The sequence below is a fragment of the Haladaptatus sp. DYF46 genome (genome assembly GCF_021083305.1).
GTDB lineage: Archaea > Halobacteriota > Halobacteria > Halobacteriales > Haladaptataceae > Haladaptatus.
In genome coordinates, this window is record NZ_JAJFAY010000005.1 from 104,801 (window position 1) to 119,170 (window position 14,370).

Genomic DNA, 14,370 nt, shown 5'->3' on the forward strand with positions numbered 1-14,370 from the left:
TATCCTCGATCGCAGTGGCAGCGTTGCCCACTCAATAGCAGACCTGCTTCCACTGCAACGATTGGCCCGCTATGACGATGAGATGCTTGCCTCTGTCACGAATCGCAAACCGTCCGTCCGGAATGAGGTCGTCGCCGTCGACGTAGTCGATTTTGTACACCATCGGCTCATCCCTGGCCGTTCAAATCGTCTTCAAAGTGATCAAGCCGTTCTTCCAAATCGTCGATCTGCAGTTGCTGTTCAAGCAATATTGAGAGCAGAATGGGCGTCTCAACGAACAGGGGCTTGTGAACCGTGCTAGGATCGGTATGCAACTGAGCATATTCGACGAGTCGATCGAATACTTCCTGATCGGTCGGTCGAAGTGCTCGGCGAAACGCATCCCATCCGGACTCACTGTGGCTGCTTTGCATCATTGCAGGTAATCACGACTACCGAGAGTCCCTTAGGCAAGCCCGAGTCATTTCCAAAGGTTCCGATACAGGAGATGCCGCTGTCAACACGCATCGGTAGCGCCACCTGCTGGCTGCCATACTGGGAGGAAAATAAGACCGATATTGACGGAGGTTCTGACCGGACGATACCACCGTGAGAACGGTTCAACGCATTCGACTCAGCCCAAGCGTGTTCGACGAGATAGCAGTCTACTTCATACCCGAAACACGGGCGGCATGGAGTTAGTTGTGGGGAAATCGGCTTGGTGAATCGATCGAAGATAACACTATGAGTGATCAGATTAGTTCCTCGGAGATCGATGGGTGCTGTCGAAGCGATTTGCACTGGAATCTCGTACCGAAACGTGCATCAATTTCACTCCAAAGCAACCCGACGATATAGAGTAGTCCTCCTCGATTTATCTGTTTCCGATTCATGCTTCCGAAAGCCAAGGACCCATCACAATCAGAGTCGAATGAACCAAGGGCGATTTAATCAACGAAAGGGAGGATGGCGGCAATTCGGGAGGCAGCTCACAGACAGCCCCTCATGAAGACTGTCTCTGGGTGATGACGCCAGACAGTGTGGCTCTGTTATTGGACTGTGTGAGTGCATGTGGGCCAACGGTCAAGGGCATAAAGGAGGTACCGTAAGCACAAAATTTGATTTTAGTATCCATTTAGAGCACTAAAATCACAAGATACCCTTGCGAGACGACAAGCTGGTTCGAAAACGAGAACACATCTACTGGCACAAATTCCTTACCACAATACGCCCTAATCGCGACCCAATCGATTGATCCAGATCACTCACTACCAGTGAGTTTGATCGAAACGATCGTCGAGACACTGAGGCCACCCGATGGCCAGACGTCGCTCAATTTGTACCAGCACGTCAATCCGGATGCCCTCGAAGAGCTTATCGAGGCAAGTGGCTCAAAGCAGAGTGCTGTCGAAGTGCGATTTGTGATCGAAAACCATCTCATCAGCGTTCGGAGCGACAACACCGTCCGTATCTACGAACCACTTGGATCACAACGCACCGAGATCGACAGTGCCATACTGAACTAACCCCCCAAACAAAGTCCAGATGATCTTCGTATCGACCAAGAGGCGCTATCGAGACTGACGTCGCTATTCAGAGCTGTAGTCGGTGAGTCGAATCTTTCCCTCCACTTCGTAAATATGGCCCTTATCGTGCAGCCGTTCGATGATATCCTCGGCAGATGGTCGTCCGAGATCCTCTTCATCGTCCAAAATCGAATAGGCGTGCTCGTAGGTGAGCTCGCGCTCTTCAGGGAGACGTCTCGCGAGCGCATCAAGCGCGTCTTGCGCAAGTGGGGAGAGCGGAGATTTCCCATTTGGAACCATTCGTACCCTCCAATTCATCTACCACACAGGTAAACCCTCGGACAGAGTTTGTTCGTGCCACTAGCTAGTATGGTGTAGAAGGGGAATAAGCAGCCGATGTGGGAGTATGGGTTGGGATGAGTACGACAACCCACATCGGCTGCTCAGAACGTTAACTGCAATCTATACTTGGTACCCGACGGATAAAGTCTTCAGCCAACCACAGCGGAAGTGAAACTGAATGTACCCGCTACAAACATGGTTCTACCATTCACATCACCACTACTGCGCCGAGAACAAGAGCGACAAGGCAAACACTCATCGGTTAGTATAACATACTACCGATAATGCCCAACACAATCAAACGCTCCGGCGATGGCCTCGCTCTCCAAGTCACAAAGCCCGCCCGAGCCGCTGGACTCGTCGAAGAGACTGACGAGCCCACCCGTCTTGCCAACATCCGCGTATTCGCATTTGACGGTCTCCTGCTCGTCGTCGACCTCGACCGCATCAATGACGAGAACACCGTCGAACTCGCAACGTCAGCGGCGCTCGACACCGTCTCGATCCACCGAGTTGCAAACGCTTCACTGCAAATTGCGGGCAATGGGTACCAGGTGCAACTCCCCGGTGCTGCAGATGCAGGATTTCACGTGGGTGATCGGGCGCCCTGCACACCAGCACCGAATCTGCTCGTGATTGCAGCCGAAGGATCTGAACGAGTGGCTGCCGATATCGTAACGATTCGGCGTGAGCAAGTCTGAACAGCCCATCCCACAAATACGAAGTTTCGACCGCCGCTCGAAAGGATAGCTACGCAGACCCGTCGCGAAAGCGCTCAATGGGTTCCGAGGAGGTTTCATCATAATCGTTATCCCCACCAACAAGGAGCGTTGCGTCGAGATGAGTTGCGGTCGCACGTGCGAACGAATCGCCCAGAGCAGGATTATATTCGAGAATATAGTCGGAAGCGTCCATCCACACCTGCTCGACATCGACGGGCTTGAAGCCAAGATCGTCGAGCCACTCTAGATATTCGTCAGCAGTCGCTCGGTCGTATTTTTGGGCGAGCGTATACCGAACTTCAGTGAGATTCACACGACTAGTGTATCCAGCAGTATTCTCGGCAGCAACGGCATTGAGATATTGTTCAACGGTTTTGCTTCCCGGTTCATCGTCTGCATGTGCGATCAACGGCTCGGCATCGAAAACAACGCAGTCAGGTATCATTACTCGTCCTCGGATGAAAACTGGGCTTCGCGCTCGTCTCGGTCTTGTTCGCGTTTCTCACGGAGAATCTCCGTTGCTGGTGTGTCGGTCCGTGCATCACTTCGCGTGGCGAAGCCACGCATTTCACTGGGTGAGCGGACGTGCTCGACGATGACAGTGCCATCGTCGGTTTCTCGGAACAGAACCTTCCCCGGGGCATCGATTCCGAGCTTGTCGCGGAACCGTTTTGGGATCGTGGCTTGTCCGTGTTTTGTCACGGCGACGACTTCTTTTCAGTCGCTTGGTTGTTCTGATTTACTCATTATTCATAGTCTAGTAGTTGTTCATAGGTATGCCTTTCTCCTAGAGTAGACAACTGTATGAGATCACGATAAGACAGGGAAAATCGACGAACTATCCAAAATACCTGTTACTGGTCTTCAATGCCGAGCAGGTCCGCCAACTCATCTAAATCTCGGGACTCTACATCACCTAGCTGGGCCATCCCTAGTTCAAGTAGTGGCACGAGGAAGTCGCGGCTCTTCTCCAGGTCGATCCCACGTTTTCGGCCGAACCGATACTCCAAGTCTAACCACGTGCCATGGAGCTGTTCATATTGGTCGGGGCGAAGATAGACCATTTGACTTTCCCGCTCTCTCGTCGTCAGTTTCCGACGCTTCTTCGCCTGTTCGTCTTCGTCATCTGTTTGCCCATTCGTTTCAGACGCCTGTTCGTCTATCTGACTATCCGCCTGTTCATTATCCTCATCGTCTGAGTTTCCCCATCGGCCGGACAACTCCTGGGCACGATCGTCAGTCATTCAGCAGCCCTCCCTTCGAGATCCGCAGCAATGTCATCGAACACGCCCTCCATATCACACTCTTCATCGTGTTCGAAAATCGTTCGACCGGCCATCTGGGCTCGTTGGAGGACCACTCGCTTCCGGAGTTCGTAGACGGGGACGAGTTCCCCGAACACCGTATCAAACCACTCGATCATCTCGTTACTAACCCCATCCTGGCGGACGTCATTAGCGACGACTCCAACGGGCTGAATACTAGCTTCCGGAAACAGCATTTCGAGCGAGTCGATTTGATCGCGTAGGAGTTCGACAGCTCGTTTACTCGTTCCCTTGGTTTCCGCCGGAATCAGCACACGCCCGGTAGCAAGAAGAGCATTGTCGGTAAGTGCGCCCAGTCCAGGTGGACAATCGATGACGATGAAGTCATAGTCAGTGGAAAGGTTGTCGAGGGCCATCCCAACCCGTCGTTCTCCACCTTGCGCATTCTGTAGATTTGTCTCGGTGTTCCTAGCCGTGAGAGCCACATTGCTGGGAATGACGTCGAACTCGGGGGCTTCTCGGACCAAGTCGTCAGTCCGAGAGATTTTGTCGAGGTCGAGAAGCACGTCATGGAGTGTGAGCCCATCAGCGTCGTATGCGTCGGGGATACCGACCGATTCGGTTGCATAGCCCTGTGGATCGAGGTCGACGAGGAGCACCTCGTTGCCTCGATTGGCAAGTGCACCCACTAAATTGACAGCAACAGTCGTTTTGCCGGTGCCACCCTTCTGGTTCGATACGCTGACACTATACGTCATGAATAGGCGTCTGTACGGAATTGATAAATAGGTGCGTCAGACGCCTATCCGAATAGTCGACTATTCGAATTTGTGAATAGGCGCATATTCAACCGAACAGACCGTCAGGGTTGGGGGTGTGCAAGAGTTAGTATGGTATACTAACAAGCGGATGCGATTCTTGGCTACGAGAAACGGATTTCGGGCTCGAATATCCCCCTCAGAATGCGCTGTCGCCGAAACCGCCGTCAACAGTGAGTACCTCACCAGTCACGTAGGAGGCGGCATCGCTAGCGAGGAACACTGCCGCGCCGACGATTTCCTCGCGGTCGGCTACCCGGCCGAGGGGAGTCCGCTCGTTAATTTCGGTGCGCTTGTCGGTTCCCTCGGCGTACGTCTCGGCGTTCTGCGGCGTGATGACGAAGCCTGGCGCGATAGCATTGACCCTGATTTCGGGGGCGAGTTCCTTTGCTGATGCCCTAGTGAAGGCCTCGACGCCGCCTTTGGCCGCGGAGTACGCCGGCAGGTTCGCCATCGCGAGACGGGCAGCCATTGAAGAAATATTGATTATCGACCCCCCCTCGTCCATCGCTGGCGCCATTGCCTGGGTTACCTTTCGAACGCCGTTCAGTGCCACATCGGTTACAAAGTCCCAGTCGTCATTACCAATGCTCAGCACCGTCTCGCGGGAGATGGCTCCCTGTGAGGCGACCACGACGTCAAGGCCGCCAAACTCCTCAGTCGCAGTCTCACACACTGCATCTAGCGAATCCTGATCAGTGACATCGCATGTAATCCGGGCAGTGTTGGCGCCGTAGTTTTCGATGGCGTCGGCAGTCTCAGTGACCTTCTCTTGGCCACGACTTGTCGCGATAACGTCCGCGCCCTCGCTCGCGAATCCGAGGGCAATCACCTGTCCGATGCCGCTCGTTCCGCCGACAACGACCGCGCGCTTCTCGTCCACGGATACAGGTGTGTGCTCGTAAGAACTCATAGCTGTATCGTGTCTAGAGTTCCTATTACTGTTTCGGAGAAGGGCAAACTTTTGTATCTATCTCACACCTTATTTACCCCTCCGTGAGAGTTCTCCCCTATGCAAGGACTAGCGAAAATCGACCGTACCCCCGGTGCGATGGACATTATCTCCCGTAAGCGACCGAAACCGAGTCCTCACGAGGCTCTCGTCGAAGTCGACTACGCCGGTCTCTGCGGTAGCGATGCTGGCATTTACGAGTTTGAGTCCGCCTTCGAGCGGATGAATCTTCCGACTGTCATCGGTCACGAGTATTCTGGCCATATCGTGGAGACCGGCGACGCGGTCACGAAGTTCGACGTGGGTGACCGAGTGGTCGAGCGACCGATTCGAGGTTGTGGTGACTGCTACCAGTGTGAGATCGGCGAATCGAACGTCTGCCAGAACTCCGTCATCACGGGCGTCGACCATGATGGCGCCTACGAGCCATTCATCGCTGTCCCCGAGAAAGCGCTTCACCAGGTCCCCGACGGCGTCGAACAACAACACGCCGCTATGGTCGAACCGACGAGCATCGGCGCCCGTGCCGTCATCCAGAACTCACGGGTCAGTGCCGGTGATCGGATCTTGATCGAAGGTCCAGGACCAATCGGCCTATTGACGGCCCAGATAGCACGCGCTCAGGGCGGTGACGTGGTCGTCTCCGGAGTTGGACAGGACGCTGACTACCGTCTCCCGCTTGCCGAAGAGCTTGGATTCGAGACGATCAACATCGCAACGGATGACCTCAATCTGTGTCGCGAGGAGTTTACCGATAATATCGGATACGACGTCGTTTTCGACACAACCGGTCACCCCTCCGGTCTTTCTTCCGCAGTTGAGGAAGTACGGAAGGGCGGCCAGATAGTCCTCATTGGGCAGACTGGTGAGACTACCATGGAATACTCGCCGCTCGTTCGCGCCGAGATCGACCTCCAGTGCTCTTACGCTTCGATGTATGGGGACTTTGAGAACGCGCTTCGGTTGATTGATAGCGGCGACGTTGATGCTGAGACATTCATCGACGACCGCTTTTCGCTATTGAACGCTGACGAAGCTTTCGAATCATTCGTTGGCGGACAGACTTGCAAACCGGTCTTTGACGTCTCCGAGTTACGTTCATAACGCACTTAGAGTCACCTTCCCATCGACACCGATTCAAATTGACGCCTGCGGATTTCATTTCTACACGATCTGACGCGCGTCGAGTCGACCCCGTACCCACGAAACAGAGAGACGTCGCTGGATGGCTGGCGGATAACTTGGTACCACCGGAGAGGTAGTCCACCCGGTTCTTGTGGGAGCGAAAAGACAGGATGATTGCGTGTAGATTCAATGGTCGATACGGACGAGCATAACCGACGACTACCACAGAGATCTGAGCCTCCTCACCTGGGACGAAGTGTACGATCGGTCGGTTACACGCGACGAGTACGTTTTCAGGTGGCTCGACGAAGTCTCAGTCGAAACCGGTGACGCGGTTGTCGAGGTCGGGAGTGATCCCGGTCGCACAGCGTTCCGCGTGGCCTGGCGAGTCGGACCGTCAGGTGTCGTGTACGCCATCGAGAGAAATCACGACGCCCTTCGCTACCTCCAGAAGACAATGAGTGAGACAGACCTCGGAAACGTGGAGCTGATTCACGCCGACGCAGAAGGGCTCCCTGTCCGATTCGCTAGCACATGACGGTAATTCTTGGCTATCGAGGGGGCTCCTGTGAGCAACCAAGCGTCTACTGACAGGGTAAAAATGAAGGGCGAGCGGCAAGAAGTACGGGTATGAATTCGTTTGAATGGCCTGAAAATCGTTCGCTGCCTCTAACAGTTGGTGCAACAGCGGTCGGTTTTATAGCTCTCTGGCAGATAACCCATGTCTCCTCTCTGGTTTTGTTAGGTATGGGACTCGCAATCGTACTGGTTGACACGTGGCGAGCTGCTTCAATGCGACAGAAGTGAGCAGTCGGCTCATTCTCACGGCCTCTGAGCGGGCTGGAGGGCTGGCAGGATATGAGTGACTCATGTGTGAACGAAGGGATGACTATCTTTGACGTTTATTACCCATTCTCTACAATTTGTTACCAAGGTCATCACGCAGTATCCACTTCTCCTCCCGATTCTCATCTAATATGCGTTATCGCGCGTCGTGTGACAGCACCGATGACGAACCCTCCGATTCCGAGCCCGACGAAAATCGCAATGATACGGATGTCCGTTGCCAGAGAAACCGGATAGCTAACCGGACCAAGACTGGCATCGATATGCATCGCAACGACTCCTCCAAGTGCGAACATACCTGTAATCAACCCACTTACGAGAAGCCCGTCGTTGAGAAATGCGCTAATCGTCGCGACACCAAGCACTACTACCACAGGCCCGACCATGAACAGAAAAGTATCCGGAAGCCCACCGAGCACTATCGCAGTGTATGCTAAAGCACTCCCCAGGCTAAAAGCGCCCCCTAGAACGGAAAACTGTCGAGAGCGGTGCTGGTTGCGGCCAACGAGGATGGAAGAGACGTTTGCACTCATTATATCATATCCAAACACTCAATGATAAATAATTTGCTCTCGTGTATCAAGATATATCCGTACACGTATGAAATAGTGACTGTATCGTTTGTTCGATGATCAAAACCAGCGTCTTCGAGAAAATCTAGAAGGATGGGTAGGTCACTAATCGGAACCCCAGTGTCTCAGCGCAGGCTTAGTGGGGGCGTTATCAGCAGCATCGGAGTGATAACTGGATTGATGCACATTGACCATCTTCTCGAAGATTTACACACGATGCCAGTCGTCTCCGGTGTCGTATTCCCGCTTTGTCTTTCAGTAGTGCTACTCTACGCTGGATACTGGTTAGCGACAAGCGACTCTCGGGGTGAACAGGCTGTTACCATCGCCGTTTGGAGTGTTGCCGGAGCCATTTGTCTCACACTCGTCGGTACTGCTATTCTTATCGCGGACATACTCGTTCACCACAACTCTTTGCCAGCAACAGGTGGTAACACGCCCTTCATAATCCTTCCCAGTAGTGTGATAGAAGGCGCAGTTACCGGCTTCATCTACGGTATATATGTAACCTGGAGCAATTAGTAGACGAATTGCAAGAGTTGCGTCAACAGCTTCCAATGCATAGAATACGCTGAAAGGAGGATCTTGCGGTAGTATTCACCCGAGGGTCAGCTCATGCGAAAGTGTAGAGGGTGAGCACCACCGCCATTCCCACGTCAAACAGGACCAGTTTGACAATCGTAGTAATTCCCCAGTCTTCCCCAGCGTTAACCGTGCCGAAGAATCCGCCTTGAGCATGAACTGGATCGTTCGACGACGGACCACTCATCGCGCTGAACCCGGTTAGGACAGTGGCTATCGCGAATACGGTAAATAGGATGATTTCGAAACTCGCTTCAAGAATCGTGCTCGCGAGGTAGGAGCACCCAGTTGCAATGCCCGGATAGAAGATTCCATATCGGGTTAAGAAGCCACCTAGTCGCCGTGTCCGTTCTCCCACTATACTATAATAACTAATACTCGGGCATATATTTACTCCGGAACCCTCATATGACTAGATCGCTGGAATCGTCGCGATTGATTTGGCGGAGGACAATCCCTCCATCGGCGACCGAGCAGGCCATAAAATCGAGATATTGGGAACAAAAATGTACCTTGAACATTAGTTGGAATTGGTGTTCTCAAGGCATTCATTCACGATGTGGGGGGCGCAAACTACGTGTTTTGCGAGTTTCTCTGGGTAAAGAAATCGTAGTACGCCCATCCTAAAACTAAAAGTAAAGCAGCTATCGTTACTACTGCCATTTCGAGATATGATTTGATCTCTGGCCAACCAAACCAATAGTTGGTAAAAATAGGGAGAGCTACAACAAGACCGATAAGGATACGGATACGCGACCGTGTACGGTACTCCATACACAGTATTATTGTCCGACACTATTTAATGGTCAACGAAGGTTAAAGAAACTCATAACGGCAAACATGGTTCTCACGCTGCTGAAGCAGACAAGAAGTGGCTAGAACTGCGGTACGATACAATAAATGCCAGTCGATGAGCCACAGCTCTGGGTCGAACTGTCAACTGGCGCCAGAAGTTTCGACTGCTGTCCCAAATCATGCAACCTGGGCACGCTATTGCCCGTATAGTCTCATCTTTACGACCTCGAAGGATGGATTTGATGCGTGACTTATTTGCAGTGTAACCGAGCGTGAACCGACTGATCGGTGGGTCTGCTTAGAGAGCGTCCGGGTCACCTGATTTACGCGAGCTCAGAACTCGAACCCCGATCCTGCCTCTCCCGTCTATTCCTATTTTTCAATCGGGTACTTGAGAATTACGACGCCTGTCCCGGTCATTTTCCTGTCGAGAAGTTCTAAATCGGTTCGCTTGCTTCCCTCCCTGAAGAGTCTCTTCCCACTCCCGAGGATTTTTGGATGGATCTTGAGCTGGTACTGGTCGACGAGATCGTGCTGCATGAGCGTCTGGACGAGTTCGCCGCTGCCCATGACCCGGAGGTCACCGCTGATCTGTCGTTTCAACTCGGGGACGGCCTCTGCCGCATCCCCTTTGAGCAATGTAGAATTCTGCCATTTCACTTCGTCCAAGGTCCTCGATGCGACGAACTTGTCGATGCTGTTCATCAAGTCGGCGGTCTCTCCTTCTCCCGCCGTCGGCCAGTATGCGGCGAAGAACTTTTTCGCACGATTTTCCCGAGTTCAGCGATGAATCGATCGCGCTCCCGATCGCCGAGAATATGGAACATCGCTGAATCGACGACCGTACGAAACGAAAATTCTGCATTCTTCAGTCCTTGGAGATCCAGTGCATCCCAGACGAGAAACTGTGCAGAAACTCGGCGCCAACGAGCTTTTTTTATTAGCTTGCGAGATCGCCACCGACGAGAGGTCGATGCCGAGTACGTCGTACCCCTGACGGGCGAGAAACAGCGATAATTCACCAGTTCCACAGCCCACTTCTAATATCGGCCCTTCGAAGCGTCCAGTTTCGGCGAGACGAACGAATGCACGCTGCGGTCGACCGATATCCCAATTCGGGACACCTGTATATGCCGCGTCGTAGACATGGGTGAGCGGTCGTTCAGGTGCTGAGACTGAAGCGCTCACGGTACCGCTCCAGAATGGCGCAAATCCATGTAATGGATCTACTCGGTGGGACTGTAATCGTTTCGAATATCTCGTTCGGCAGGTCCTTCCGTCCCGTTCGTACGCCCGGTCAGCACGAGAACCACCAAGCCTCTCACAATCACGGTCGTCTAATTAGGCATCGTCTTCATCCTCGGGCGGGAACGCGTTGAGCATCCCGTCGTCGGTTGTATTGCAAATTGTTCGGCCTGTGCGCGTTGCTGTGCCGTCTCGAATCGTTCTGTATCGAGGAGAAGGTATTCCTTAGTCGTCGAACTCGGCGGCAGTGATCGTCTCGAGGGATTCGACACTGGCATACCGATATTCAACGTCGTTTGTGAACCCATGGCTTGGAAGCGGTGATTCTGCAGCCTGTCCCGCTGGTTTGTCCGTGGTCACCAGAACAACGGAGCTTGTTCTACCGGTATCGAAACGCTGGGCTGCGAGTCCGATACGCGCAGTATCCGTCTTTTCGATTGTATCCTCAGGTCGGTCCGTGTCGTTCGCGATAAACCGTCGAGGACAACGCTTCGACATGCCACAGTCGATGGAATCATAAAAAGGAATGGAAACTGTCGATTTTTCAAGCGACCAAGAATACCATGATTTTGCGGATCTCTACTCCGGTTGGGAGAGAACAGTTCTATGGAGATGCCTAAATGGATATCACCACAGCACAGATATCGCCATAAAAATTATTAGCTAGATGGATATCTAGCTGAAATCACTGCAGACGGGGATACCCATCGTATCGTAGTCGCTCATTGCCGCAAGCGTATCTGGAACTTCATCGATCGAGATTGTTTCCGACACGAGTTCGGTCGGGTCGAGCTTACCCGTCTTGATCATATCCAGCATCTCGGAGTACCGAGATGGTTGGAGACCAAGCGAGCCACGGAAATCGATCTCTTTGGCTACGAATTCGTCGGTCGGCAGCGGCACTTGGCCCGCTTCCTCAGAGGTTGTCAGTCCAACCTGAACGTGTCGGCCGCCTTTTTTGAGCGAATTCACAGCATTTAGACACGTCGTCTCGATTCCCAGTGCATCGACTGAGCAATCAGCACCACCGTTCGTGATATCTTGAACCTCCTTTGCAGCATCGTCAACTTCGCTCGCATTCACGGTTTCAACTGCGCCAAGGCTTTCTGCTTTGTCGAGTTTTTCATCGAAGAGGTCGACTCCGATAACGTTCGCACCGAGCGCGTTCGCGATGTGAACGGCAGAAAGTCCGATGCCACCGAGACCGTGAATAACGACGTCCTCGCCATTGCCGACATCACCGCGATGCGCCATCGCATGATACGACGTCATGAATCGGCACCCGATTCCTGCAGCTGTATCAGGATGAATGCTGTCCGGTAGCGGAACGGCGTTGATATCTGCGTGTGGTACGTGAACCTCTTCGGCGAACGCACCCGGAGCTTCGTTCATGAAGCCGAGGCCGACGTGATTCTCACAGATGTTCTCGTGCCCATTTCGACAAAGGTCACATTTTCCACAGGCGAAATTGAAAGGAATTGCGATGTGGTCCCCTTCCGAGACGCTCTCAACATCTTCGCCCACGGCTACGACTGTGCCACAAGGCTCGTGGCCGAGGATGTGTGGCGGGTCTGGTCGGTAGCCGAACCAATCCCAATCTCCTTGCCAACAATGCCAGTCACTTCGGCACACACCACAGCCGTTGACTTCTGCGACGATACCATGTGACTCTGGCTCCGGTCGTTCGACGTCCTGTACTTGCAGCGGTTCTTGGAATTCCTCGAGTACTACAGCTCGCATTGCACGTCATTGTCTATCACTATATTATAAATATTTACCGGGTCCGGGCGGAATTAGTGTAAATTGTAATTGCAAAATCGGATATCAGATTTATATGTAACTGCCGAACAGAAATTGTTATTAATGATGGCTACAGAATCACTGTCGTAATGTCGACCGACTCTCAACGATCAACCGACACGAAAACAGCGATTAAACAGCGTCATAACGAGGCAGCAGAAAAACAAATCCCAACTCAACCAGGCCAACTCTACATCGGAGGCGAATGGCTCGATAGTGAAGCCGGTCAAACGCTCCAAACTCACGACCCAACAACGGGCGAAGTGCTCGCAAAAGTGCAAGCTGGCAACGCGGCTGACATCGACAATGCAGTCAATGCCGCTTGGGAAGCCTACGATACATGCTGGTCTGCATACTCGCCAGCAGATCGTCAGCAAGTCCTCAGTAAAATTGCAGATAGAATCGAAGCCCGGAAAGAAGACTTCGCGACGATCGAATCACTTGACAACGGAAAACCGATTTCGGAGGCTCGAATCGATCTCGATCTCGTTATCGATCACTTCCGATATTTCGGAGGTGCCGCACGGATAAACAGCGGAAAAACGATTCCCAGTGACGGTGATCATCAGATCCAGACGCTTCGGGAACCGTACGGAGTGGTTGGGCAGATCATTCCCTGGAACTTCCCGCTACTGATGGCCGCATGGAAGTTGGCACCCGCCCTCGCGGCTGGGAACGCTGTTGTCCTAAAGCCCGCTGAGCAGACTCCACTCTCGATCTTAGAACTCATGCGTGAAATTGACGACGTTCTTCCCGATGGTGTCGTTAACGTGGTTACTGGCTTCGGTTCCGAAGCAGGTGAACCGCTGTCGCGTCACGACGGCATTTACAAACTCGCATTCACCGGATCGACAGAGGTCGGTCGAGGTGTGATGAAGAACGCTGCAGAGAATATCACGGACGTCACCCTAGAACTGGGTGGCAAGAGTCCGGTAGTCGTGTTTCCGGATGCAGACATCGAAAAGGCAGCCCAAGTCGCCCGAATCGGGATGTTCCACAATACCGGTGAGTGTTGTTGTGCGGGAACACGGCTTCTCGTTCATGAGGATGTCAGAAGTGAATTCCTTGATGCGTTCGTCCAGGAGGTAGAGAAATTGACCATGGGAGATCCCCTTCTTGAGGAAACCACTCTTGGCCCCAAGGTCACCCGGGATCAGGTCAATCGGACACTAGATTACATCAAAGAGGCACGCAAGACTGGAGCAGATATCGCAACGGGCGGGAATGCTCCCGATGATGAGGCGCTCAGTGATGGGTGTTTCGTTTCGCCAACCGTACTCACGAACATCGATCACGAGAGCCGTCCCGTTCAAGAGGAAATTTTTGGCCCCGTCGAAACAGTCTTCGAGTGGTCATCGTATGACGAGATGATTGAACTGGCGAATGACGTTGACTATGGACTTGCGGCAGGTGTGATCACCAATGATTTGAACCAGGCCTATAGGGCTGCAGAAGACATCGAAGCTGGAAATATCTGGGTGAATACCTATAACGAATTCCCTGCTGGACAACCGTTTGGCGGGTACAAACAATCTGGTATCGGTCGCGAGACTGCATTTGAAGCCATAGAACACTACACACAGACAAAGACGCTCAATATCGCTCTCGAATAGAGATCGTTGGCTCCTGGCCTCCCAATGGCGATCCTTGCCATCAGGTAGCCACTGACCATTTTTAGTGCGGGTAATATCCACACGTTGTTTCTAGAATACAACCCGGTATAACGTAGAGACCCCGTCAGAGAAGGCCAAACGAACGTAAAAAGTGAAAAGACCTTTAATCTGGAACCCCCATAGACACA

Annotated in this window: 19 protein-coding genes; 6 read left to right on the top strand and 13 right to left on the bottom strand. The window is 52.8% G+C overall.

Annotated features, from left to right (window positions below):
• Window positions 1–31 precede the first annotated feature (31 nt).
• Window positions 32–163, bottom strand: coding sequence for a hypothetical protein (locus LJF34_RS29060; protein ID WP_255666337.1), 132 nt, complete (start codon window positions 161–163; stop codon window positions 32–34).
• Between the two features lie 4 nt (window positions 164–167).
• A complete protein-coding gene (locus LJF34_RS20645; RefSeq protein WP_231187410.1) occupies window positions 168–416 on the bottom strand; it encodes a hypothetical protein in 249 nt (82 codons plus the stop codon).
• 843 nt (window positions 417–1,259) lie between these two features.
• On the opposite strand from LJF34_RS20645, the gene LJF34_RS20650 reads away from it, so the two are divergent.
• Complete coding sequence (locus tag LJF34_RS20650; RefSeq protein ID WP_231187411.1) at window positions 1,260–1,505, top strand: HalOD1 output domain-containing protein; 246 nt, start codon at window positions 1,260–1,262, stop codon at window positions 1,503–1,505.
• 63 nt (window positions 1,506–1,568) lie between these two features.
• Here the strand turns inward: LJF34_RS20650 and LJF34_RS20655 are convergent, their stop codons facing one another.
• Complete coding sequence (locus tag LJF34_RS20655) at window positions 1,569–1,805, bottom strand: hypothetical protein (RefSeq protein WP_231187413.1); 237 nt, start codon at window positions 1,803–1,805, stop codon at window positions 1,569–1,571.
• Window positions 1,806–2,131: 326 nt separating this feature from the next.
• On the opposite strand from LJF34_RS20655, the gene LJF34_RS20660 reads away from it, so the two are divergent.
• Window positions 2,132–2,548 carry a hypothetical protein gene (locus LJF34_RS20660; protein WP_231187415.1) on the top strand — a complete coding sequence of 139 codons (417 nt, stop codon included), beginning with the start codon at window positions 2,132–2,134 and terminating at the stop codon, window positions 2,546–2,548.
• A 49-nt stretch (window positions 2,549–2,597) separates the two neighbouring features.
• On the opposite strand, the gene LJF34_RS20665 is transcribed toward LJF34_RS20660, so the two are convergent.
• The 5 genes from LJF34_RS20665 to LJF34_RS20685 form a co-directional block, all read right to left on the bottom strand.
• A complete protein-coding gene (locus LJF34_RS20665) occupies window positions 2,598–3,014 on the bottom strand; it encodes a PIN domain-containing protein (protein ID WP_231187417.1) in 417 nt (138 codons plus the stop codon).
• A complete protein-coding gene (locus LJF34_RS20670) occupies window positions 3,014–3,271 on the bottom strand; it encodes an AbrB/MazE/SpoVT family DNA-binding domain-containing protein (protein ID WP_231187419.1) in 258 nt (85 codons plus the stop codon). The genes LJF34_RS20665 and LJF34_RS20670 overlap by 1 nt, the downstream gene beginning before the upstream one ends.
• 152 nt (window positions 3,272–3,423) lie before the next feature.
• Window positions 3,424–3,813 (bottom strand): hypothetical protein, encoded by a 390-nt coding sequence (locus LJF34_RS20675; protein ID WP_231187421.1) that lies wholly within the window; start codon window positions 3,811–3,813, stop codon window positions 3,424–3,426.
• Window positions 3,810–4,592 carry a ParA family protein gene (locus LJF34_RS20680; protein ID WP_231187423.1) on the bottom strand — a complete coding sequence of 261 codons (783 nt, stop codon included), beginning with the start codon at window positions 4,590–4,592 and terminating at the stop codon, window positions 3,810–3,812. Before LJF34_RS20680 ends, LJF34_RS20675 begins: the two co-directional genes overlap by 4 nt.
• A gap of 199 nt (window positions 4,593–4,791) precedes the next feature.
• The gene (locus tag LJF34_RS20685; protein WP_231187425.1) at window positions 4,792–5,565 is read right to left on the bottom strand and encodes an SDR family NAD(P)-dependent oxidoreductase; all 774 of its coding nucleotides are present in this window, start codon (window positions 5,563–5,565) and stop codon (window positions 4,792–4,794) included.
• A gap of 138 nt (window positions 5,566–5,703) precedes the next feature.
• Between LJF34_RS20685 and LJF34_RS20690 the strand changes: the two genes are divergently transcribed.
• Entirely contained in the window at window positions 5,704–6,708 is a 1,005-nt protein-coding gene (locus LJF34_RS20690) for an alcohol dehydrogenase catalytic domain-containing protein (protein WP_231187427.1), read from the top strand.
• A gap of 277 nt (window positions 6,709–6,985) precedes the next feature.
• The gene (locus LJF34_RS20695; protein ID WP_231187429.1) at window positions 6,986–7,267 is read left to right on the top strand and encodes a methyltransferase domain-containing protein; all 282 of its coding nucleotides are present in this window, start codon (window positions 6,986–6,988) and stop codon (window positions 7,265–7,267) included.
• A gap of 430 nt (window positions 7,268–7,697) precedes the next feature.
• Here LJF34_RS20695 and LJF34_RS20700 read toward each other — a convergent pair whose 3' ends face one another.
• Complete coding sequence (locus LJF34_RS20700) at window positions 7,698–8,108, bottom strand: hypothetical protein (protein WP_231187431.1); 411 nt, start codon at window positions 8,106–8,108, stop codon at window positions 7,698–7,700.
• A gap of 132 nt (window positions 8,109–8,240) precedes the next feature.
• On the opposite strand from LJF34_RS20700, the gene LJF34_RS20705 reads away from it, so the two are divergent.
• Window positions 8,241–8,669, top strand: coding sequence for a hypothetical protein (locus tag LJF34_RS20705; protein WP_255666342.1), 429 nt, complete (start codon window positions 8,241–8,243; stop codon window positions 8,667–8,669).
• 91 nt (window positions 8,670–8,760) lie between these two features.
• Here the strand turns inward: LJF34_RS20705 and LJF34_RS20710 are convergent, their stop codons facing one another.
• The 4 genes from LJF34_RS20710 to LJF34_RS20725 all read right to left on the bottom strand — a co-directional run bounded on the left by LJF34_RS20710 (window position 8,761) and on the right by LJF34_RS20725 (window position 12,509).
• On the bottom strand, window positions 8,761–9,087 hold the full coding sequence (locus LJF34_RS20710; RefSeq protein ID WP_231187435.1) for a hypothetical protein: 327 nt from the start codon (window positions 9,085–9,087) through the stop codon (window positions 8,761–8,763).
• Window positions 9,088–9,896: 809 nt separating this feature from the next.
• Entirely contained in the window at window positions 9,897–10,229 is a 333-nt protein-coding gene (locus tag LJF34_RS20715) for a dihydrofolate reductase family protein (RefSeq protein ID WP_231187437.1), read from the bottom strand.
• 75 nt (window positions 10,230–10,304) lie between these two features.
• Window positions 10,305–10,712 carry a class I SAM-dependent methyltransferase gene (locus LJF34_RS20720; RefSeq protein WP_231187439.1) on the bottom strand — a complete coding sequence of 136 codons (408 nt, stop codon included), beginning with the start codon at window positions 10,710–10,712 and terminating at the stop codon, window positions 10,305–10,307.
• Window positions 10,713–11,444: 732 nt separating this feature from the next.
• Window positions 11,445–12,509 (bottom strand): zinc-dependent alcohol dehydrogenase family protein, encoded by a 1,065-nt coding sequence (locus LJF34_RS20725; RefSeq protein WP_231187441.1) that lies wholly within the window; start codon window positions 12,507–12,509, stop codon window positions 11,445–11,447.
• A 149-nt stretch (window positions 12,510–12,658) separates the two neighbouring features.
• On the opposite strand from LJF34_RS20725, the gene LJF34_RS20730 reads away from it, so the two are divergent.
• Entirely contained in the window at window positions 12,659–14,182 is a 1,524-nt protein-coding gene (locus tag LJF34_RS20730) for an aldehyde dehydrogenase family protein (protein WP_231187443.1), read from the top strand.
• The last annotated feature ends 188 nt before the right edge of the window (window positions 14,183–14,370 follow it).